Origin of the sequence: Methylobacterium sp. DB0501, from assembly GCF_011043735.1 — a bacterium.
In the GTDB taxonomy this organism is placed as follows: Bacteria; Pseudomonadota; Alphaproteobacteria; order Rhizobiales; family Beijerinckiaceae; genus Methylobacterium; species Methylobacterium alsaeris.
On the sequence record NZ_JAAKGV010000019.1, the window covers coordinates 161,851 to 182,457 of the forward strand.

General features: G+C 69.7%; 16 protein-coding genes. 14 read left to right on the forward strand and 2 right to left on the reverse strand.

Annotation, left to right across the window (positions count from 1 at the left end):
• Nucleotides 1–38 precede the first annotated feature (38 nt).
• The 7 genes from purL to G4G93_RS25520 all read left to right on the forward strand — a co-directional run bounded on the left by purL (nt 39) and on the right by G4G93_RS25520 (nt 5,822).
• Nucleotides 39–2,273 (forward strand): phosphoribosylformylglycinamidine synthase subunit PurL, encoded by a 2,235-nt coding sequence (gene purL / locus G4G93_RS25490; RefSeq protein WP_165088606.1) that lies wholly within the window; start codon nt 39–41, stop codon nt 2,271–2,273.
• Nucleotides 2,274–2,305: 32 nt separating this feature from the next.
• Entirely contained in the window at nt 2,306–2,542 is a 237-nt protein-coding gene (locus tag G4G93_RS25495; protein ID WP_165088609.1) for a BolA family protein, read from the forward strand.
• Nucleotides 2,543–2,562: 20 nt separating this feature from the next.
• Nucleotides 2,563–3,084 carry a DUF29 domain-containing protein gene (locus G4G93_RS25500; RefSeq protein ID WP_165088612.1) on the forward strand — a complete coding sequence of 174 codons (522 nt, stop codon included), beginning with the start codon at nt 2,563–2,565 and terminating at the stop codon, nt 3,082–3,084.
• 25 nt (nt 3,085–3,109) lie between these two features.
• Nucleotides 3,110–3,448: a Grx4 family monothiol glutaredoxin gene (gene grxD, locus G4G93_RS25505; RefSeq protein ID WP_165088614.1), complete on the forward strand. Its 339-nt coding sequence runs from the start codon at nt 3,110–3,112 to the stop codon at nt 3,446–3,448.
• Nucleotides 3,449–3,533: 85 nt separating this feature from the next.
• Nucleotides 3,534–4,481, forward strand: coding sequence for an NAD(P)/FAD-dependent oxidoreductase (locus G4G93_RS25510; protein WP_246737007.1), 948 nt, complete (start codon nt 3,534–3,536; stop codon nt 4,479–4,481).
• Between the two features lie 213 nt (nt 4,482–4,694).
• A complete protein-coding gene (locus tag G4G93_RS25515; RefSeq protein WP_165088617.1) occupies nt 4,695–4,871 on the forward strand; it encodes a hypothetical protein in 177 nt (58 codons plus the stop codon).
• Between the two features lie 759 nt (nt 4,872–5,630).
• The gene (locus tag G4G93_RS25520; protein WP_165088620.1) at nt 5,631–5,822 is read left to right on the forward strand and encodes a hypothetical protein; all 192 of its coding nucleotides are present in this window, start codon (nt 5,631–5,633) and stop codon (nt 5,820–5,822) included.
• 57 nt (nt 5,823–5,879) lie between these two features.
• Here the strand turns inward: G4G93_RS25520 and G4G93_RS25525 are convergent, their stop codons facing one another.
• Together G4G93_RS25525 and G4G93_RS25530 are read right to left on the reverse strand one after the other, a co-directional pair.
• Complete coding sequence (locus G4G93_RS25525; RefSeq protein WP_165088622.1) at nt 5,880–6,764, reverse strand: GPO family capsid scaffolding protein; 885 nt, start codon at nt 6,762–6,764, stop codon at nt 5,880–5,882.
• Nucleotides 6,765–6,867: 103 nt separating this feature from the next.
• Nucleotides 6,868–7,806, reverse strand: a complete 939-nt coding sequence (locus G4G93_RS25530) for a VOC family protein (RefSeq protein ID WP_165088625.1) — start codon at nt 7,804–7,806, stop codon at nt 6,868–6,870.
• A 129-nt stretch (nt 7,807–7,935) separates the two neighbouring features.
• Between G4G93_RS25530 and G4G93_RS25535 the strand changes: the two genes are divergently transcribed.
• The 7 genes from G4G93_RS25535 (at nt 7,936) to G4G93_RS25565 (ending at nt 20,257) form a co-directional block, all read left to right on the forward strand.
• On the forward strand, nt 7,936–8,895 hold the full coding sequence (locus tag G4G93_RS25535) for a LysR family transcriptional regulator (RefSeq protein WP_165088627.1): 960 nt from the start codon (nt 7,936–7,938) through the stop codon (nt 8,893–8,895).
• Nucleotides 8,896–9,102: 207 nt separating this feature from the next.
• Complete coding sequence (locus tag G4G93_RS25540; RefSeq protein WP_165088630.1) at nt 9,103–9,375, forward strand: DUF6489 family protein; 273 nt, start codon at nt 9,103–9,105, stop codon at nt 9,373–9,375.
• A 238-nt stretch (nt 9,376–9,613) separates the two neighbouring features.
• On the forward strand, nt 9,614–12,271 hold the full coding sequence (gene aceE / locus G4G93_RS25545; protein ID WP_165088633.1) for a pyruvate dehydrogenase (acetyl-transferring), homodimeric type: 2,658 nt from the start codon (nt 9,614–9,616) through the stop codon (nt 12,269–12,271).
• A 116-nt stretch (nt 12,272–12,387) separates the two neighbouring features.
• Nucleotides 12,388–13,698 carry a dihydrolipoyllysine-residue acetyltransferase gene (gene aceF, locus G4G93_RS25550; protein ID WP_165088636.1) on the forward strand — a complete coding sequence of 437 codons (1,311 nt, stop codon included), beginning with the start codon at nt 12,388–12,390 and terminating at the stop codon, nt 13,696–13,698.
• Between the two features lie 31 nt (nt 13,699–13,729).
• Complete coding sequence (gene lpdA / locus G4G93_RS25555; RefSeq protein WP_165088639.1) at nt 13,730–15,565, forward strand: dihydrolipoyl dehydrogenase; 1,836 nt, start codon at nt 13,730–13,732, stop codon at nt 15,563–15,565.
• A 429-nt stretch (nt 15,566–15,994) separates the two neighbouring features.
• Nucleotides 15,995–18,271, forward strand: coding sequence for an NADP-dependent malic enzyme (locus tag G4G93_RS25560; protein WP_165088642.1), 2,277 nt, complete (start codon nt 15,995–15,997; stop codon nt 18,269–18,271).
• Between the two features lie 228 nt (nt 18,272–18,499).
• Entirely contained in the window at nt 18,500–20,257 is a 1,758-nt protein-coding gene (locus G4G93_RS25565) for a methyl-accepting chemotaxis protein (protein ID WP_165088644.1), read from the forward strand.
• Nucleotides 20,258–20,607 lie beyond the last annotated feature (350 nt).

Consider the following 20,607-nt stretch of genomic DNA (forward strand, 5'->3'; position numbering starts at 1 on the left):
CGGGCAGCAGGGCCGCCCGACCGGCGAGAGGATGCCGCATGATCCGCAACGACGTCTCCATCACGCCCGCGCTCGTGCGCCAGCACGGCCTGACCGAGGACGAGTACCAGCGCTTCGTCGGGCTGATCGGGCGCGAGCCGACCATCACCGAGCTCGGCATCGTCTCGGCGATGTGGAACGAGCATTGCTCGTACAAGTCCTCGCGCCTGCACCTGAAGACGCTGCCGACCAAGGCGCCATGGGTGATCCAGGGCCCGGGCGAGAATGCCGGCGTCATCGACATCGGCGACGGCCTCGCCTGCGTGTTCAAGATGGAGAGCCACAACCACCCGAGCTTCATCGAGCCCTACCAGGGCGCAGCGACCGGGGTCGGCGGCATCCTGCGCGACGTCTTCACCATGGGCGCCCGGCCGATCGCGGCGCTCAACGCGCTGCGCTTCGGCTCGCCGGACCATCCGCGCACGCCCCACCTCGTCTCGGGCGTGGTCGCGGGCATCGGCGGCTACGGCAATTCCTTCGGCGTGCCGACGGTCGGCGGCGCGGTGGGCTTCCACACCCGCTACGACGGCAACATCCTGGTCAACGCCATGGCGGTGGGCTTGGCGAAGACCGACGCGATCTTCTACGCGGCGGCGACGGGCGTGGGGAATCCGATCGTCTATCTCGGCTCGAAGACCGGCCGCGACGGCATCCACGGCGCCACCATGGCGTCGGCGGCCTTCGACGCCTCGTCGGAGGAGAAGCGCCCGACCGTGCAGGTCGGCGATCCCTTCGCCGAGAAGCTCCTGCTCGAGGCCTGCCTGGAGCTGATGCAGTCGGGCGCCGTGATCGCGATCCAGGACATGGGCGCGGCGGGGCTCACCTGCTCGGCGGTCGAGATGGGCGCCAAGGGCAATCTCGGCGTCGAGCTCAACCTCGACGCGGTGCCGACCCGCGAGCCCGGCATGACCGCCTACGAGATGATGCTGTCGGAGAGCCAGGAGCGGATGCTCATGGTGCTCAAGCCCGGCATGGAGCGGGAGGCCGAGGCCATCTTCGTGAAGTGGGGCCTCGACTTCGCGATCATCGGCCACACCACCGACACCCTCCGCTTCGTCATCAAGCACGGCGGCGAAACCGTCGCCGACCTGCCGATCAAGGAACTCGGCGACGAGGCGCCGCTCTACGACCGGCCGCACCGCCGGAACGCCTACCAGCCGGAGATCAAGGCGGAGGACGTGGCGGCGCCGATGCGCAACGTCGAGGCGCTGCAAAAGCTCGTCGGCTCGCCCGACCTGTGCTCGAAGCGCTGGGTCTACGAGCAGTACGACCACTTCATCCTCGGCAACACCGTGCAGAAGCCCGGCGGCGACGCCGCGGTGGTCCGGGTCGAGGACGGGCCGAAGGGCCTGGCGCTGACCACCGACGTGACCCCGCGCTACTGCGAGGCCGACCCGGTCGAGGGCGGCAAGCAGGCGGTGGCGGAAGCCTGGCGCAACATCACGGCGGTGGGCGGCCGTCCGCTCGCCATCACCGACAACCTCAACTTCGGCAACCCGGAGAAGCCGGAGGTGATGGGCCAGTTCGTCGGCTGCATCCAGGGCATCGGCGAGGCCTGCCGCGCCCTCGACTTCCCGGTCGTGTCCGGCAACGTCTCGCTCTACAACGAGACCGAGGGCGTCGGCATCCTGCCGACCCCGTCGATCGGCGGCGTCGGGGTGGTCGACGACGTGAACCGGATCGCCACGATCGCCTTCAAGCGCGACGGCGACGCCCTGGTGCTGATCGGCGCCACCAAGGGCTGGCTCGGGCAGTCGGCCTATCTCGCCACGATCTGCGGCCGCGAGGAGGGGGCGCCGCCTCCGGTCGATCTCGCCGCCGAGAAGCGCAACGGCGACTTCGTGCGCGGCCTCATCACCTCGGGCCTCGTCGACACCGTCCACGACCTCTCCGACGGCGGCCTCGCGGTGGCGGTGGCCGAGATGGCGCTGGCCGGCCGTATCGGCGCGGTGCTTCCCGAATGCCCGCTGCCGGTGCCGTGCCACGCCTACCTGTTCGGCGAGGACCAGGGCCGCTACCTCCTGGCGGTGGAGCCCGACGCGGTCGCCGACCTGCTCTACAGCGCCAGCGCGCAGGGCATCGACGCGGCGGTGATCGGCGTCACCGGCGCCGATTCGCTGACCCTGCCGGGCGACGAGATCGTCGCCCTCGATGCCTTGCGCAAGGCGCACGAGGGCTGGCTGCCGAGCTACATGGCGGGTCCTTCGGCCTCTCCCGCCGCCGACGCGGCCTGACCCGACGCAGCCTGACACGAGGAGACGACCCGATGCCGATGGATGCCCGCGAGATCGAGGCGATGATCCGGGAGGCTCTGCCCGACGCCAAGGTCGAGATCCGCGACCTCGCCGGCGACGGCGACCACTACGCCGCCACCGTCGTGTCGGCGGCGTTCAAGGGCAAGTCGCGGGTGCAGCAGCACCAAATGGTCTACGGCGCGCTCCAGGGGCGCATGGGCGGCGTGCTGCACGCCCTTGCCCTGACCACGAGCGTGCCGCAGGATTGAACCAGACCGAGGGCCGCCGCATGGACGAGATCCGCACGGGTCAGCCGAGCCTCTACGACGAGGATGTCGTCGCCTGGGCTGAGCAGCAGGCGGCGGCCCTCCGCGCCCTCGCGGCGCGGCCCGAATTCTCGAACGTCCTCGACTGGGAAAACATCGCCGAGGAGGTCGAGGCCGTGGGCCTTTCGCAGATCAAGGCCTTCGAAAGCGCCCTCCGGGTCATGCTGATCCACGTCCTCAAGTACCTGTCAGCTCCCAGCGCTCAATCGACACGCTCCTGGCGGGTCGAGATCATCGCATTCCACGCGACGGCCAGACGACGCTATGTGCCGTCGATGCGCCAACGGGTCGATTGGGACGACCTGTGGCAAGTCTCGGTGGCGGATGCCGCAGCCGCCCTGGAATTGCACGGCGACGTGCTGGTGTCGGGCCTCCCCGATCGGACTCCGTTCACGCCCGAGGAACTGGTAGCGAAGACCTTCACCCTCGATTGGGCGCTCCTGCGCCTCGCCTCCACCTTGCAAAACCCGAACGACCATCACTAGCTAGGGCCCACACAGGGGTAGAGCCATGACCGACGTCACCAGCCGCATCGAGACCGAGATCAAGTCCCAGGACGTGGTCGTGTTCATGAAGGGCACGCCGCAATTCCCGATGTGCGGCTTCTCGGGCCAGGTGGCCCAGATCCTCAATTACCTCGGCGTGCCGTTCAAGGGCGTGAACGTGCTCGAGGACATGGAGATCCGCGAGGGCATCAAGGCCTTCTCGCAGTGGCCGACCATCCCGCAGGTCTACGTCAAGGGCGAGTTCGTCGGCGGCTGCGACATCACCCGCGAGATGTTCCAGTCCGGCGAGCTGCAGCAGATGCTCTCCGAGAAGGGCATCGCCACCAACACCGCCGCGGCCTGATCCGCGACGTCATCGAACGGATGACGAGGAAGGGCGCGCGAGCGCCCTTTTTCGTTCGCAGTGCGGCGAACCCGGCGAGCCGCCGATGCGTCTACTCTCGAGTGACGGCGCGCGGGACGGCGACATGCGGGACGTGATCATCGTGGGCGGCGGGCCGGCGGGCCTGTCGGCGGCGCTCATCCTCGGGCGCTGCCGGCGCCGGGTACTGCTGATCGATGCCGGCCATCCGCGCAACGCGGTGACGCCGCGCATGCACGGCTTCCTCGGCCGCGACGGCCGCGCGCCCGGCGACTTGCGCGAGGAGGGACGGCGGGAGCTCGCTGCCTACGACACCGTCGAGATCTGGGACGGGCGCGTCGTCGACGCGGTGCGGGGGCCGGACGGCTTCCGGGTGGTGATGGAGGACCAGCGCCGGGCGGATGCCCGCCGGATGATCCTCGCCACCGGCCTGCGCACCGATCTGCCGGCGATCGAGGGCTTCTCGGAGTTCTGGGGCCGCGGCGTCCACCACTGCCCCTATTGCGACGGATACGAGAATCGCGACCGGCCGCTGGCCGTCTACGGCCCGGGCGAGGCGGGCAAAGGTGCGGGGATGGGGTTGGCCCTCGAACTCACCGCCTGGAGCCGCGACCTGACCCTTTGCACCGACGGGCCGTGCGACCTCGACGACGCGGAGCGCGACCGCCTCGCCCGCCAGGGCATCCGGATCGAGGAGCGCGAAGTCGCCCGGCTCGAGGGCGAGGACGGGCGATTCGCGACGGTCCGCCTGCGCGACGGCGACGCCCTCGCATGCGGCGCGCTGTTCTTCGTCACCGGCCCCTGCATCCCCTCCCCGCTCGTCGAACGGCTCGGCTGCGACCTGACGCGCAAGGGCACGGTCCCGACCGGCGACTACGAGGAGACCAACGTCCCGGGCCTCTACGTGGCGGGCGACGCCTCGCGGCGTGTCCAGCTCGCCATCGTGGCCGCCGCCGAGGGCGCGATGGCGGCCTTCGCGATCAATACCGAACTTCTGCGCGAGGACACGCGCTGATTCGCGCCAACAGCGTGTATCAGCATAGGAGAGGACTTGTTTCCGCCCAGGCCCGGCGCATTGCTTGCCGGGCAATAGCGTCGCAGTTTCAGGCGCTTGGCATGCCCGCTCGCGAACCCGGAAAGACAGTCGAGCCCAGAATCGCCATGTCAAGACTTTATTGCCTGGAAAAGGTTTGTTAGCCTTTATTGGACAATCACGGGAGGGGCGCCCATGATAGCGTTGGCGCAGGCATGGCGAGCCGGGCTGACCCGGCGCACGCAACGCGCGACCGTGGCCCGCGAGGCCACGATGATCCGGAGCGAGCCTCCCGAGTACCATGAGCTCACCACGCGCGAGCTGATCCGCATGGCGCAGTCCGCCCGCGCCGCCGTCGAGGGGCGGAATTGAGACGCGTCGGCGGAAGACGTGCGGCAGGTCTGTCGCAGTGTCCGGAAGCATCGCCCGATCGCGTGGCGATCGGACGCTGCTCCAGGTCTTTGATTCGAGGCCGTTGAACGGCAGCATTGTCTGCGACGAACCGGTACCCGCTGCATCGGGAAATGCTCCACGGGCGGCACGGCACGACACCGGTGGGACGTCCGTCGGCTTCCCCCGTCGACGATCTCATGCCGAGAGGCCGGGCGGTCGGCTCGTCCGGCCTCGAAGGCGTGCTTCAGATATCTCCGTGGCGACCGGAGCCCTCCCTCGAGGTCTGCCGATCGTCATCGGCTGACGGTTCGGGATGAGGTCGTGGACGGGAGGAGCCGGCCTCGCGGCCTTTCCCGGCCGGCGATTCGTACCGTGCCTCGCGGCGCAGTGCGCCGTGGAACCGTTTCGTTGCGCCTCGGGTTGAGGGGTGCAGCCGTCCGCGCGCCGATTCGCGCCACCGACCGGCCGCTTCCCTGACTCGCTGCAATGCACGCCAATGGATCGTGCGTCGCACAACATTCGGCGTGCGATGGCGCACGCCGACCTTGCGGTTGCACGGATAAGCCCTTCAAGCACTGCCGCGCGAGGCGGCCTCCGTCTTTGGGCGGTGGGCCGAACGTTTTTTCTTGCACGGTGACGCCCGGTGCGGAACTGTAAGAGTTCTTCACCGTTGCTGTTTCTCTAGCGTGAGTATGCGTATCCCCTCATCACCGCGGGCCGCGCGCCCGGGGGACCATCATGCCCGATTTCGAGTCACGGAACCTCGACGACGCCGAGAGCCTCGCCCGCCTCGCCGAGCTTCTCCATCCGACCAAGGCCGCCCGGACCGAGGCCAAGGCCCGCGGCCGTCGGCGCGCGGCGGCCGGCCTGCTCCCGGACCAGAGCCCCGCGCCGGCCGATCCGACGACCTCGGCGCTGCAACACGCCTGATTGTCGCCGACCCGGCTTGCGTATCGCCGACCAGACCTTGGCTGACCGGATTTGGCCTTACCAGGATTGCGTGGCGGTGATCAGCCCCTTGCTGGTGACCACGACCCAGGTTCTGCCGCGGCGCTCGATCGCCTCGACCCGGCCGGCACCCGGCAACGTGTCGCCCGGGCCGATCTCCAGCAGGCGGCGGTTGCGGTTCTCGATCATCGCCATCCCGTCATACACGTCGCGCAGCACCCATCCCTCGATGGTGCCGGGCTTCGCCTTGTCGGCGGGCTTGTCGGGCAGGCTGCCGGTCAGGGCCGGCTCCGTCGCCGCAACGGGCTTGTGGACTGCAACGGGCGCAGGCGCCACGGGAGCGGAGGCGACCGGTAGCGCGGCAGCCGGCGCGGCCGCGACCGGAGCCGGACGCTTGTCGAGCTTGTCGGTGAGGGCGGAGAAACGGGCCGCCTGCTCGCGGTCGGCATGTTCCTGCCGCTCGGCCATGGCGGCGAGGCGCTCGGCCACCGCGGCGACCTTGGCGGCGAGGTCGGCCTCCTGGCGGTGCAGCCGCTCCAGCCGCTCGGAGACCTGCCCCAGGCGGGCGCCGGTCTCGGCGCGGCCCTTGTCGGCGGCGTCCTGGGCCTGGATCGTGCGGTCGCGCAGGAGCGACAGGTCGGTGGCGAGGCGGGTCGCCTCGGTGGCACCGGTCTCGACGCGGCCCGAGAGCCGCGACCACTCGGCCTGCGGGATGCCCGCCCCGCCGCCCTGAGCGGCGTTCATCAACGCCACCGTGGCCCCGCCGGCGAGCGCCCCGATGCAAGCGGCGCAGAGAAGCCCCGCCGCGGTCGTCGTCTTCAGCTTCGGCCAGTTCCGCCCGGTCATGGCCGCGATGCCACGCTTCGTCGAGGCCGCGTCTCCGTCCGGGGCCGGCGCGCCGGCGACGTCGTTCTGATCCACCATGACCCGAGCTTCCCAGAAATCCAGGAAGATTTGGGTAACCATGTTTGGTTAACCGGTGGTTATCGGGTGGCCCGGGCCATCACGCCCGGGCCGCCTCTCCGCTTCACGCCAGCGCCGGCAGCACCCGCTCGATCTCGGACCGGTGCGGCTCGAGGAAGGCCGGCAGTTTCAGGTCGGCCCCCAAGGCCTCCGCCGGCTCGTCGGCGGAAAAGCCCGGATCGTCGGTGGCGATCTCGAACAGCACGCCGCCGGGCTCGCGGAAGTAGACCGAGCGGAAGTAGTTGCGGTCGCGCTGCTCGGTCACCTGCAGCCCGAGCGCCCCGGCCCGCTCCGCCATCGCGGCTTGCGCCGCGTCGTCGGCCGCCCGGAAGGCGATGTGGTGGACCGAGCCGCCGCCGGAGCGGCCGGGCAGGAAGTCGCCGACCTCCCGCAAGCTGACCGACGCCCCGAGCCGCGCCGTGCCGCGGTAGCGGGTGACCGCGCCCTCGCGACCGGTCTCCTCGAACCCGAACACCTCCGTCAGAACCCGGGCGGTGGGTGCCGTCTGGCGCAGCATCAGCGTCACGCCGTGGAAGCCCCGGATGGCATGCTCGGCCGGCACGTCGGACCCGGTCCAGGCCGGCTCCGCCTCCGCTCCGGCGACGCCGACCAGGGCGAGCCGCATCCCGTCGGGATCGCGGAACGGCAGCACCGTCTCGCCGAAGACCCTGGCCGGCGCCTCGAAGGCGATGCCCGCCGCGACCAGGCGATGCGTCCAGTAGCCGATCGAGCCCTCGGGCACCCGGAACGCCGTCTCCTCGGTCTGCCCGACCCCGACCCGGCCCGGGGCGACGTGCTCCCAGGGGAAGAAGGTCAGGATCGTGCCGGGGGCGCCGTCCGCGTCGCCGTAATAGAGGTGGTAGGTGCCGGGGTCGTCGAAGTTGACGGTCTTCTTCACCAGGCGAAGCCCGAGGACGCGGGTGTAGAAGTCGAGGTTCCGGCGCGCCGGCCCCGAGATGGCGGTGACGTGGTGCAGGCCGGCGGAAATGGTGGCGGTCGTCATGGCCCGGTGCTCCTGAAGGGCGGCCCCTCGGGGTCGCTGCGATGGAGGCAATCTAGGACTTGCCCCGGCGGCCAGAAATAGAAACAATCGAAATCCATCGTTTCTAGAACCGCAATTGGGGGAGAGGCCGTGGCGTTGCCCGATTTCGAGGCCTGGGCGATCTTCGCCCGGGTGGCGCAGACCGCCTCGTTCTCCCGCGCCGCGACCGAGCTCGGCCTGTCGAAGGCCACCGTCTCGAAGGCGGTGAGCCGGCTCGAACGGCGCCTCGGTACGGGCCTCCTGCACCGCACGTCGCGCCGCCTCGCGCTCACCGAGGCCGGGCGCCTCGCCCTCGACGGCGCCGCCCGCATCCTGGCGGCGGGCGAGGCGGCGGAAGCCGAGGCCCTGGCGCAATCGACCTCCCCGCGGGGCCTGGTGCGCGTCGCCGCCCCGATGTCGTTCGGCCTCGCCCATGTGGCGCCGCTCCTGCCCGACTTCCTCGCCGCGCATCCCGAGGTCTCGGTCGACCTGCACCTGAGCGACGCGCTCATCGACCTCGTCGGCGGCGGCTTCGACCTCGGCTTGCGCATCGCGGCACTCGCCGATTCGAGCCTGCGCCTGCGCCGCCTCTGCGCCGTCGGCCGCTCGCTGGTGGCCGCGCCCGCCTATCTCGACCGGGTCGGGCGGCCGTCGCATCCGCGCGAGCTCCAGGACCATGCCTGCCTCGGCTACGCCTACCTGCCGAATCCGGAGCGCTGGCACTTCCACGACGCGACCGGCACGGAGGCGACCGTGACGCCGGCCGGACGGCTGCGGGCGAACAATGCCGACGCGCTGACGCCCGCACTCCTGGCGGGCCTCGGCCTCGCCGTGCAGCCGGACTTCCTGGTCTGGGACGACCTGCGCGCCGGACGGTTGGAGCGGATCATGCCGGGCTGGTCGCCGCCGCAGGTCGGGCTCAACCTCCTGATGCCGCCCGGCGCGGCCCGGCCAGCGCGGGTCACGGCCCTGGTGACGTTCCTGGAACGGCGTCTCGCGGCGGCGCCCTGGGCCAGCGAGGCATCGGGAGCCGGCGGTGCGCCGACGGGTTACAGAAGCACGAGCCCGTAACAATGTGGCTTTACAACGCCGCCGGAATCGTCGAGGGGGCGCATACAACCTTCGTCGTAGACCGAAAGTTGGAGCCGCCCGTGCGGCCGTCGCGCCGCGTGTTAGACTAGGTCGTTGATTCTACCGCTGTTTTTTGCATCCGGGCCGGTTCCCACGGCGGCTGAAAGGTGCTCTAAGCTCGGAGGGGGACCCGGGAGGAAGCGTACGATGAAGTTCCGCGTCGAGGTCGATTGCACCCCGGTCGAGGCCCGCCAGTTCGTTGGGCTGCCCAACGTCGAGCCGATGCAGGCGGCGGTGATGGCCGAGGTCGAGCGGCGCATGCTGGCCGAGATGGATCGGTTCTCGCCCGACGCGATCATGCGCAGCTGGTTCACGGCGTTTCCCCAAGGGGCGGACCAGATGCAGAACCTGTTCCTCAAGATGTTCCAGCAGGGCTTCGGCGGCTCACCCACCCCACCGTCGACCAAGTCCGACACGTGAGGCAAGTCCTGCATGTGAGGCGAGTCCGGCGCGCGCGTCCGGCGCCGGCCGGCAATGGTTCCGGGTTTTCGCACTGCATCATCGCGCGCGATGCGGACGACCGGAACGCCTGCCCCCGTCGTTTCCGCTAAACCCTTGCAATCCTTCATGAGCTGCGAAAGCATAGCGATGGCACGGACAATGCTGACGCCTGCGGCAGCTCGGCCCACCAATCGAGTATGATCCCAGGGAGGACAACGTGGAACGCAGTCGCGATCTCGACCCGGTCGAGACCCAGGAGTGGCTCGACTCGCTCGACGGCGTGCTGGAGGTCGAGGGCCCGGACCGGGCACACTTCCTCATCGAGCAGGTCATCGAGGGCGCCCGCAAGAAGGGCGCGCCGGTGCCGTATTCGGCCAACACGGCGTACTTGAACACGATTCCGGTCGACAAGCAGCCCCCCCATCCGGGGGATCGGGTGATCGAGCACCGCATCCGCTCGGCGATCCGCTGGAACGCGATCGCGATCATCCTGCGCAACAACAAGGACTCGTCGGAGCTGGGCGGCCACATCGCCAGCTTCCAGTCGGCGGCGACCCTGTACGACACCGGCTTCATGCATTTCTGGCACGGTGCCGAGGGCGACCGTGGCGGCGACCTGATCTACGTCCAGGGCCATTCCTCGCCGGGCATCTACGCCCGCGCCTACCTGGAAGGCCGCCTGACCGAGGAGCAGCTGCTGAGCTTCCGCCAGGAAGTCGGCGGCAAGGGCCTCTCGTCCTATCCGCATCCCTGGCTGATGCCGGATTTCTGGCAATTCCCGACCGTCTCGATGGGCCTCGGGCCCCTGATGGCGATCTATCAGGCGCGCTACCTGCGCTACCTGCACCATCGCGGGCTCGCCAACACCGACGGCCGCAAGGTCTGGGCCTTCATGGGCGACGGCGAGATGGACGAGCCGGAATCCCTCGGCGCGATCTCGCTCGCGGCGCGCGAGAAGCTCGACAACCTCGTCTTCGTGATCAACTGCAACCTTCAGCGCCTCGACGGCCCGGTGCGCGGCAACGGCAAGATCGTCCAGGAGCTGGAAGCCAATTTCCGCGGCGCCGGCTGGAACGTCATCAAGGTGCTGTGGGGTTCGGGCTGGGACCAGCTTCTCGCCCGCGACACCACCGGCATGCTGGCGCGCCTGATGGAGGAATGCGTCGACGGCGAGTACCAGGATTTCAAGTCGAAGAACGGCGCCTATATCCGCGAGCACTTCTTCGGCAAGTACCCGGAGACCGCGGCGCTCGTGAAGGACTGGAGCGACGAGGACATCTGGCGCCTGACCCGCGGCGGCCATGACCCGAGCAAGGTTTTCGCGGCCTATTCCGCGGCCGTGAAGCACAAGGGTCAGCCGACCCTGATCCTCGCCAAGACCGTCAAGGGCTACGGCATGGGCGAGGCCGGTGAAGCGCAGAACATCACCCATCAGCAGAAGAAGATGGGCGAGGCGGTGCTCAAGCAGTTCCGCGACCGCTTCCAGATCGACCTCAACGACGACCAGATCGCCGAGATCCCGTTCATCCGCTTCCCCGAGGGGTCGCCGGAGCACACGTACCTGATGGAGCGCCGCAAGGCGCTGGGCGGCCCGCTGCCGGCGCGCCGGCAGACGTCGCAGGCGCTGCAGATCCCGCCGCTGGAGGCTTTTTCGGCCCAGCTGAAGGAGACCGCGGGCCGCGAGATCTCCACCACCATGGCCTTCGTGCGGGTGCTCAACACGCTCCTGCGCGACAAGAACATCGGCAACCGCATCGTGCCGATCGTGCCCGACGAGAGCCGGACCTTCGGCATGGAGGGCATGTTCCGGCAATTCGGCATCTTCAGCCAGGTCGGCCAGCTCTACCGGCCGGAAGACGCCAACCAGCTGATGTATTACCGCGAGGACGAGAAGGGCCAGATGCTCCAGGAGGGCATCAACGAGGCCGGCGCGATGTCGTCCTGGATCGCGGCCGCGACCTCGTACTCGCATTCCGACGCGCCGACGATCCCGTTCTACATCTACTACTCGATGTTCGGGTTCCAGCGCATCGGCGACCTCGCCTGGGCCGCCGGCGACATGCGCGCCCGCGGCTTCATGATCGGCGGCACCGCCGGCCGCACGACGTTGAACGGCGAAGGCCTGCAGCACGAGGACGGGCACAGCCACCTGATCTCGGCCACCATCCCGAACTGCGTCTCCTACGATCCGACCTTCTCCTACGAGGTGGCGGTGATCGTGCAGGACGGCCTGCGCCGGATGTATGCCGAGCAGGAGGACGTGTTCTACTACCTCACGGTGATGAACGAGAACTACGAGCATCCCGGCATGCCCGAAGGAACCGAGGCCGGGATCCTCAAGGGGATGTACCTGTTCCGCGAGGGCCGGGCCGGGTCGACGAAAAGGGTCCAGCTGATGGGCTCGGGCACGATCCTGCGCGAGGTCATCGCCGGGGCCGAGCTGCTGGAGCAGGATTTCGGCATCGCCGCCGACATCTGGTCCTGCCCGAGCTTCACGGAGCTGCGCCGCGAGGCGATGGCGGTGGAGCGCTGGAACATGCTCCACCCGACCGAGCCGCAGAAGACGTCCTACGTCGAGACCTGCCTGTCGGGCCGTCAGGGCCCGGTGATCGCGGCGACCGACTACATGCGGCTCTTCGCCGACCAGATCCGCCCCTACGTGCCGGGCCGCTACAAGGTGCTCGGCACCGACGGCTTCGGCCGCTCGGATTACCGGGTGCGCCTGCGCGAGTTCTTCGAGGTCAACCGCTACTGGGTCGTCGTCGCGGCGCTCAAGAGCCTGGCCGAGGAGGGCGCCGTGCCGGCCGCCAAGGTCGCCGAGGCGATCGCCAAGTACGGGCTGAACCCGGAGAAGCCGGCCCCCTGGACGGTCTGAGCCCCTGACGCGGCGCGAGGCCCCTCTCCCGGAGATCCGGGAGGGGACGGCCTCGCGCGCGCCGAGAATTCCATCTGCGTAAGACGTTTGAAGCGAAGAATTTGGGAGAGTGCGCAGTGTCGATCGAGGTCAAGATCCCGGATATCGGTGATTTCAAGGACATCCCGATCATCGAGATCCTGGTGAAGGAAGGCGACACGATCGGGGCCGAGGACCCGATCGTGTCGCTCGAATCCGACAAGGCGACGATGGAGGTCCCCTCGCCGTCGGCCGGCGTGATCGAGAAGATCCTGGTCAAGGTCGGCGATACGGTGAGCGAGGGCAGCCCGGTCCTGCTGCTGAAGGGCGAGAGCGAGGAGAAGGCGCCGGCTGCCGCGGCCGCCGCGACCCCGTCCGCCGGTGCGGCGCCCGCCGCCGACACCGCCGCCCTGATGCCGAAGCAGGAGCCGGACCCGGCCAAGCCCGCCGCCCCGCCGATGCCGGCGGCGCCGTCCTCGTCCGCGCCGGACTTCTCGAACGTCCATGCCAGCCCCGCCGTGCGGCGGCTCGCCCGCGAGCTCGGCGTCGACCTCAACGGCATCAAGGGCACGGGCGAGAAGGGCCGGATCACCAAGGAGGACGTGAAGGGCTCGCTGGTGCGCTCGGCCGCCCCCGCGCCGGCCGCCGGCAATGCGGTCGCCACCGGCAGCATGGGCATCCCGGAGATCCCGGCGGTCGACTTCTCGAAGTTCGGCCCGACCGAGGTCAAGCCGCTGCCGCGGATCAAGAAGATCTCCGGCCCGCACCTGCACCGCGCCTGGCTCAACGTGCCCCTCGTCACCCATTCGGACGAGTCGGACATCACCGAGACCGACGCCTACCGCAAGGAACTCGACACCGCCGGCAAGGACAAGGGCTACCGCGTCACCCTGCTGTCGTTCCTCATCAAGGCCGCGGTCTCGGCGCTTCGCCAGCACCCGGAGTTCAACTCGTCGCTGAACCCCGAGAAGGACGCGCTGATCCTCAAGAAATACTACAACATCGGCGTCGCCGTCGACACGCCGGACGGCCTCGTCGTCCCGGTGGTCAAGGATGCCGACCGCAAGGGCATCGTCGAGATCAGCCAGGAACTCGGCGCGCTGTCGAAGAAGGCCCGCGACGGCAAGCTCGGCAGCGGCGACATGCAGGGCGCCACCTTCACGATCTCGTCGCTGGGCGGCATCGGCGGCACCGGCTTCACGCCCCTCGTCAACGCCCCCGAGGTCGCGATCCTGGGCGTGGTGCGCTCCAAGATGGCCCCGGTCTGGAACGGCTCCGAGTTCAAGCCGCGGCTGATGCTGCCGCTCTCGGTCTCCTACGACCACCGCGTGATCGACGGGGCGCTGGCTGCGCGCTTCACCCGCCACCTCGCCCACGTCCTCGAGGACGTCCGGCGCCTCGTCGTCTGACGAAGGCTAAGAGCAACAGCGAGGCGATCCGATGAGCAACGAAGTCCGTCTGCCGGACATCGGCGACTTCAAGAACGTCCCGGTGATCGAGGTGCTGGTCAAGGCCGGCGATACGATCGCGGTCGACGACACCATCGTCGTCCTGGAATCCGACAAGGCGACCATGGACGTCCCCTCCTCCGTGGCCGGCACGGTCGCGGAGGTGAAGATCAAGCCCGGCGACACGGTCACGCAGGGCGATCTGCTCCTGGTGCTGGAGGGCGTCGCCGCCGCCGGTCAGGCCAAGCCCGAGGTCGCCGAGAAGGCGGCCCCGGCCTCCGCTCCGGCAGCCGGCGGCTCGCCGCTGGCGGCGGGTGCGGGCCAGGCAGGCTACGGCTCGCCCGCCACCGCCGGCGGGACGGGGGCCTCCGCGGCTCCCGCCCCGAAGGGCGCGGCCCCGGTCTCCGGCGAGGCGATGCGGGCCGAGGTGCTGGTGCTCGGTGCCGGCCCCGGCGGCTACACGGCGGCGTTCCGCGCCGCCGATCTCGGCAAGAAGGTCGTGCTCGTCGAGCGCTGGGCCAGCCTCGGCGGGGTGTGCCTCAATGTCGGCTGCATTCCCTCGAAGGCCCTGCTCCACGCCGCCAAGGTGATCGACGAGAGCCAGGCGATGGCCTCGCACGGCATCAGCTTCGCCGCACCCCAGATCGACATCGACCAGCTGCGGAGCTGGAAGGAGGGCGTGGTCAAGCGCCTGACCGGCGGCCTCGGGGGTCTGGCCAAGCAGCGCAAGGTGACGGTGGTGACCGGCACCGCCCGCTTCGTCAGCCCGCACCAGATCGAGGTCGAGCACGAAGGTAAGACGACGGTCATCGGCTTCGACAACGCGATCATCGCGGCCGGGTCCGAGCCGATCACGATGCCGTTCATCCCGCACGACGACCCGCGGGTGATCGACTCGACCGGCGCGCTCGAACTCGACGGGGTGCCGAAGCGCCTCCTCGTCATCGGCGGCGGCATCATCGGCCTCGAGATGGCGACGGTCTACCACGCGCTCGGGTCGAAGGTGACCATCGTCGAGCTGATGGACCAGATCATCCCTGGCGCCGACAAGGACATCGTCACCCCGCTCTTCAAGCGGATCGCGAAACAGTACGAGGCGATCCACCTCAAGGCCAAGGTCACGGCCGTCGAGGCGCTGCCGGAAGGCCTCAAGGTGACGTTCGAGGGCGGCTCGGCGCCTTCGACCGACACCTTCGACAAGATCCTGGTCTCGGTCGGCCGCCGTCCCAACGGCAAGCGGATCGGCGCCGAGGCGGCCGGCGTCGCGGTGGACGAGCGGGGCTTCATCCCGGTCGACAAGCAGATGCGGACCACCGCCTCCCACATCTTCGCCATCGGCGACGTGGTCGGCCAGCCGATGCTCGCTCACAAGGCGGTGCACGAGGGCAAGGTCGCGGCGGAAGCGGCTGCCGGCAAGAACTCGTTCTTCGACGCCAAGGTGATCCCGTCGGTGGCCTATACCGATCCGGAGGTGGCCTGGGTCGGCCTCTCCGAGACCGAGGCCAAGGCCAAGGGCATCAAGGTCGGCAAGGGTGTCTTCCCGTGGGCGGCGAGCGGCCGCTCGCTGTCGCTCGGGCGCGACGAGGGCCTGACCAAGGTGCTGTTCGACGAGGAGTCGAACCGCATCGTCGGCTGCGGCATCGTCGGTCCGTCTGCCGGCGACCTGATCGCGGAAGCCGCGCTCGCCATCGAGATGGGGGCGGATGCCGAGGATATCGGGCTCACCATCCACCCGCACCCGACCCTGTCGGAGACGGTCGGCATGGCGGCCGAGGCCTTCGAGGGCACCATCACCGACCTCTACATGCCGAAGAAGAAGGCGCATTGAGGCAGGTCTTGGTGGGGCGGCGTTCGCGCCGCTCCGCTTCCGACATCCTCAAGGAGAGTGAGCATTCCCCTTCCCCCTCTGCGGGGGAGGGTGGCGAGCGGAGCGAGCCGGGAGAGGGGACGCCGCTTCCGGAAAGGTCGTGACCTCCATGAAGTGCGCTTCCTGGATCAGCGTCGCGCTGCCCCTCTCCCGCCCGTCTCCGCCGGGCCCCCTCCCCCGCAGAGGGGGGAGGGGGAGCCCGCGCTTCAATTCAATTTTGTCTGCGTCACGCTGGCCTGTTTGACAGGTCTGTAGTTTCGATTTCACCGCCACCCTCAGCGGGATCACGACCGAAACCTTGAGCGTTGCCATCCCGATCGGCGCCCACGAATGGCGCCGGCCGGGAGACGGCTCCGCACGCCGCCATCCCAGACGGACAGGAGGAACCCCATGGACGAGCAACTCGAGCAGGCCGCCCTCGACTACCACCGCTTCCCGACCCCCGGGAAGATCGCGGTGCTGCCGACCAAGGACATGAGCACGCAGCGCGACCTCGCGCTCGCCTATTCGCCGGGCGTCGCCGCCGCCTGCCTCGCGATCGAGAAGGACCCGGCCCAGGCGGCGGAACTGACCTCCCGCGGCAACCTCGTGGCGGTAATCTCGAACGGCACCGCGGTGCTGGGTCTCGGCAATATCGGGGCGCTCGCCGGCAAGCCGGTGATGGAGGGCAAGGGCTGCCTGTTCCGGAAGTTCGCCGGCATCGACGTGTTCGACATCGAGATCGACGAGACCGATCCGGACAAGCTCGTCGACATCATCGCGAGCCTGGAGCCGACCTTCGGGGGCATCAACCTCGAGGACATCAAGGCGCCGGAATGCTTCGAGATCGAGACCCGCCTGCGTGAGCGGATGAAGATCCCGGTCTTCCACGACGACCAGCACGGCACCGCGATCATCGCCGCCGCGGCGATCCTCAACGGCCTCGAAGTGGTCGGCAAGACGATCGGCGAGGTGCGCGTCGTCTGCTCGGGCGCCGGGGCCGCCGCCATCGCCTGCCTGAACCTGCTGGTCAGCCTCGGTCTCGACAAGACGAAGGTGCTGGTGACCGACAGCCGCGGCGTGATCTACCAGGGCCGCAACAACCTCGACGCCCAGAAGGCGCAATACGCACAAGTCACCGAGGCCCGCACCCTCGCCGACGCGGTGCCGGGCGCCGACATCTTCCTCGGCCTCTCGGCGGCCGGCGCTCTGACGCCCGCGATGGTCGAGGGCATGGCCGACAAGCCGCTGATCCTGGCGCTGGCCAACCCCGAGCCGGAGATCCGGCCGGAAGCCGCCAAGGCGGTGCGCCCCGACGCGATCATCGCCACCGGCCGCTCAGATTATCCGAACCAGGTCAACAACGTCCTGTGCTTCCCGTTCATCTTCCGCGGCGCGCTCGATGTCGGCGCCACGACGATCAACGAGGAGATGAAGCTCGCCGTCGTGCGGGCCATCGCGGAACTCGCCCGCGCCGAGCAGTCGGACGTGGTGACGGCGGCCTACGGCACGCAGGACATCGCCTTCGGGCCCGATTACCTGATCCCGCGCCCGTTCGACCCGCGGCTGATCACCAAGGTTGCCCCTGCCGTGGCGCTCGCCGCCACCGAGAGCGGCGTCGCGACGAAGCCGATGCTCGACGTCGAGGCCTATCGGCGCTCGCTGGAACGCCTCGTCTACACCTCCGGCACGGTGATGCAGCCGGTCTTCGCCGCGGCGACCGAGGCCGCCCGCGCCCGCGTGGCCTATGCCGAGGGCGAGGACGACCGGGTGCTCCGTGCGGCTCAAGTGGTGGTCGACGAGGGGCTGGCCCGGCCGGTGCTGGTGGGCCGCCGCGAGGTCATCGCCGACAAGATGAAGGCGCTCGGGCTTCGCATCGAGGTCGGCCGCGACGTCGACGTGCAGGATCTCGACGACGAGGTCTTCCAGGCCGAAGCCGCGCAGGGTTACTACGCCAGGCGCAAGCGCAACGGCCTGTCGCGCGAGGTCGCCCTGGCTGAGGCGCGCCGCAACCCGACCCTCGTCGGCGCGATGCTGCTCGCCCTCGGCAAGGTCGACGGGCTCCTCTGCGGCGGCACCGGCTCCTATCACAGCCACCTGCGCCACGTGCGCGAGGTGATCGGGATGGCAGCCGGAGTGAAGGCGCTCACCGCCATGAGCCTGCTGCAGCTGCCGCGGCACACGCTGTTCATCTGCGACCCCTACATCCACCTCGATCCGGGCGCGGAGGAGCTGGCCGACATGACGCTGCTCGCCGCGGCCGAGATGCGCCGCTTCGGCCAGACCCCGCGGGTGGCGCTCGTCTCGCATTCGAGCTTCGGCACCGCCCGCAACCCGTCGGCCGAGAAGATGCGCCACGCGCTCTGCCTCATCACCGAGCGGGCGCCGGACCTCGAGGTCGAGGGCGAGATGCAGGCCGACGCGGCGCTGAGCCGGCCGCTGATGGAGCGGGTGTTTCCGGAGTCGCGCCTCACCGGGGAAGCCAACCTCCTGGTGATGCCGAACCTGGACGCCGCCAACATCACCCTCAATGCGCTCAAGGTGGTGGCCGGCCAGGGCATCAGCGTCGGGCCGATCCTGCTCGGCGCGGCCGCCCCGGTCCATATCCTCACCCACACCACCACCGTGCGCGGCATCGTCAACATGACGGCGGTAACCGCCGTGGCGGCGACCGCGCGGGCGGGCTGAGCGTGCGACCGGCCGCCGGGTTATCCGGCGGCCGGTCTACAGGCACGCGGGCAAGGGCCCCTAACGCGCTGAGCGACCCAGGGTTCCTGGAAAAATCGTCTTTTCCGGTTTTTTCGACCCTGACGTGACGCAGTATTCAGACCGTCGCTCGATCGACGATCGGGTCGTCGCACAAGAAATCTTAACGCAGGCAGGGGAAACATGAGGCTCCGTCTCTAGGGGAGCATCATGAGCCTTGCCCGCAAATTCGTCGGCCTGTGTGCCGTCAGCCTGGTATCGAGCGCAGCACTGGCAGGCGCGGTCGTGCTCTACCGGCAAGCGGACGGGCAGATCAAAACCGCCAACGAGAACCGCCTCGCCTCGATGCTGATGGCCGACGAGCTGCGGCAAGCCTCCGACGACCTGACACGGCTCGGGCGGACCTATATCGCCACCGGCAAGGCCGCCTACAAGCAGCAATACAAGGACATCATCGACATCCGCGCCGGCCGCAAGGCCCGCCCGGTCGATTACCATCGGATCTACTGGGATTACGTCGCCGCCGGTGAGGCCAAGCCGCGCCCCGACGGCGAGACCGTCTCGGCGGACGCGATGATGGACCGCCTCGGCGTCACGGCGGCGGAGAAGGAGAAGCTGGCCGAGTCGGTCCGCAACTCCAACGACCTCGTCAAGGTGGCGAACGCGGCGATGAAGCTCGCCGAGAGCGGCGAGCCGGGGACCCGGGACGAAGCGATCCGGCTCGTCCACACCGACGAGTACCACGTCGCCAAAGCCAAGATCATGAAGCCGATCGACGACTTCTACGTCATGCTGGATGCACGCACCAAGCAGGCGGTCGACGACGGCGAGTCGCGGGCGGCGCTCGCCTTCGCACTGGTCCTCGGCCTGCTCGCGGTCACGATCGCCTCGGTCGTCGCCATGGCCTGGTTCGCCTCCCGCGCGCTCGTGCGCGGCTACGCCTCGGTCGGCGCCGCGATGGGCCGGATCGCCGCCGGCGACTACGCCGCCGAGGTTCCGGGGACCGGGCGGCGCGACGAGGTCGGCGACATGGCCCGCAGCCTGGAGGCGTTCAAGACCAACCTCGCCGCCGACCTGGAGGCCCGCCACGCCCGCGAGAGCGATGAGCGTCGGGCGGCCCGCCGGGCGCAGACGGCGGCGCTCGCCCACGACTTCGAGGAAGCGGTGGGCGGCATCGTCCGGACCGTGGCCGCCTCGGCGACCGAGCTGCGGACGACCGCGGAGGGCATGTCGCAGCTCGCCGGCGGCACGGCCGAGCGCTCCGCCACCGTGACCCGTGCGGCGCACGAGGCCTCGGCCAACGTCGCCACCGTGGCGGCGGCGGCCGAGGAGCTGAGCGCGTCGGTCGGCGAGATCGCCCGTCAGGTCTCGGATTCGGCGGCCCTCGCCAGGACCAGCGTGACGGAAGCCGCGCAGACCGCCGAGCTGGTGCGCACCTTGAGCCAGGCGGCGACCCGGGTCGGCGACGTGGTGGCGATGATCAACGGCATTGCCGGCCAGACCAACCTGCTGGCGCTGAACGCGACGATCGAGGCGGCGCGGGCGGGCGAGGCCGGCCGCGGCTTCGCGGTCGTCGCCGCCGAGGTCAAGGAACTCGCCAACCAGACCGCCAAAGCCACCGAGGAGATCGCCAGCCAGATCGGCGGCATCCAGGGCGCGACCCGCCAGGCCGTCGACGCGATCGGCGGGATCGCGACGCGGATCGAGGACCTGAGCGGCATCTCGACGGCGATCGCCGCCGCGATCGAGGAGCAGGGCACCGCGACCCGCGAGATCGTCCGCACCATCAGCCAGGCCGCCACCGGCACCGGCGCGGTGACGGCGACGATCACCGGCGTGGCCGATGCGGCGGGCGAGGCCGGCCAGGCGGCCGGGCGGGTCTTGAGCGTCGCCTCGTCGGTCTCGCAGGATGCCGAGCACCTGAACACGGAGGTGACGCGGTTCCTCGACCGGATCCGGGCCGCATGAGAAACCCTGGCCTGGGTTGAGCGACGGAGTTGACACCCTCCCTCTTCATTGCGGAGCCCGGGACGGACGAGGGAGGGTGTGACGTCGGGAAGCGCACGTCCTTCGGGCTCTCCCACCCGATCGAAATCCACCGTCTCCCGCCCGGAATTGGGTCGGGTCTGGCGGGTGAGGACGAAGCCCGCCTCCGCCTCCCGGGGATCGAGGGAGGAGGCGACCGCCATCGCCACGCCGCCGCCCACCCCCCTGGCCCGGCAAGTACCGCACAGGCCGTTCCGGCAGGCTCCTTAGGCGGGTCCGCTTCCGGCAGCGGCGTCGGGCCGGCGCTGTCGCGCCGCGCTTGACCAACCGGC

Coding starts and splice junctions, on each gene's coding strand:
- purL (WP_165088606.1), top strand. CDS start 39: ATGATCCGCAACGACGTCTCCATCACGCCCGCGCTCGTGCGCCAGCAC.
- G4G93_RS25495 (WP_165088609.1), top strand. CDS start 2,306: ATGCCGATGGATGCCCGCGAGATCGAGGCGATGATCCGGGAGGCTCTG.
- G4G93_RS25500 (WP_165088612.1), top strand. CDS start 2,563: ATGGACGAGATCCGCACGGGTCAGCCGAGCCTCTACGACGAGGATGTC.
- grxD (WP_165088614.1), top strand. CDS start 3,110: ATGACCGACGTCACCAGCCGCATCGAGACCGAGATCAAGTCCCAGGAC.
- G4G93_RS25510 (WP_246737007.1), top strand. CDS start 3,534: ATGCGTCTACTCTCGAGTGACGGCGCGCGGGACGGCGACATGCGGGAC.
- G4G93_RS25515 (WP_165088617.1), top strand. CDS start 4,695: ATGATAGCGTTGGCGCAGGCATGGCGAGCCGGGCTGACCCGGCGCACG.
- G4G93_RS25520 (WP_165088620.1), top strand. CDS start 5,631: ATGCCCGATTTCGAGTCACGGAACCTCGACGACGCCGAGAGCCTCGCC.
- G4G93_RS25525 (WP_165088622.1), bottom strand. CDS start 6,764: ATGGTGGATCAGAACGACGTCGCCGGCGCGCCGGCCCCGGACGGAGAC.
- G4G93_RS25530 (WP_165088625.1), bottom strand. CDS start 7,806: ATGACGACCGCCACCATTTCCGCCGGCCTGCACCACGTCACCGCCATC.
- G4G93_RS25540 (WP_165088630.1), top strand. CDS start 9,103: ATGAAGTTCCGCGTCGAGGTCGATTGCACCCCGGTCGAGGCCCGCCAG.
- lpdA (WP_165088639.1), top strand. CDS start 13,730: ATGAGCAACGAAGTCCGTCTGCCGGACATCGGCGACTTCAAGAACGTC.
- G4G93_RS25560 (WP_165088642.1), top strand. CDS start 15,995: ATGGACGAGCAACTCGAGCAGGCCGCCCTCGACTACCACCGCTTCCCG.
- G4G93_RS25565 (WP_165088644.1), top strand. CDS start 18,500: ATGAGCCTTGCCCGCAAATTCGTCGGCCTGTGTGCCGTCAGCCTGGTA.